The sequence below is a fragment of the Micromonospora sp. DT4 genome (genome assembly GCF_049841675.1).
GTDB lineage: Bacteria > Actinomycetota > Actinomycetes > Mycobacteriales > Micromonosporaceae > Micromonospora.
Map to the genome: position 1 here is coordinate 1 of NZ_JBNCKT010000360.1, position 585 is coordinate 585.

Genomic DNA, 585 nt, shown 5'->3' on the forward strand with positions numbered 1-585 from the left:
CTCGCCATCGACGGCGGGAAGGTTCGGGTGGGACCACCGGTGACGGGTTCGGTCCTCACTGACGTGTTGACTGATCCCGCGCATACGTCCACGCCGGGCATGATGGCCGCTTCCACCGGCCCTCACCGCCGAGCGGTCACGGAAGAAATGCGTGTGAGCAACATGGTTGGTGCCTTGATTGACTGGTATGACGATCACCCCGACATGCGCGGGCGTTTCCCCGTCATACACTTGAGCCATCGCGTTCCAGGCACGGCAAAGATCGTCTACATTGGCGCCTGGGTGCATCGGATAAGATCTAAGGGAATTGACGATCCGACGGGTTTAATTGCTGCCGCCATGGAGGAGTGCGGGATAACTGTCGTGCCCGCGGGGGATGGTAGGCGTATTACTACGCTGAAAGCAAAAAGTTTCGTCTTGATACAGCCTCATCGACACCACGAATTCCGTGACGCCGCAACCAGGACGGCAACTATCCGATCGGACCCTAAAGATCGGCTACTTAGAAAGCCAGCAAAGGGCCACCGCCATGGGGACCTAATAAGAATTCTCAAAATTTGGGTAGCAGAAAACCCCAGCCACCTC

At 57.3% G+C, this 585-nt stretch carries 1 protein-coding gene; it reads left to right on the forward strand.

The features are described from left to right. Positions 1-39 precede the first annotated feature (39 nt). Positions 40-585: hypothetical protein (locus ACLQ24_RS30110; protein ID WP_425895117.1), on the forward strand; the 546-nt coding region annotated here is incomplete at its 3' end.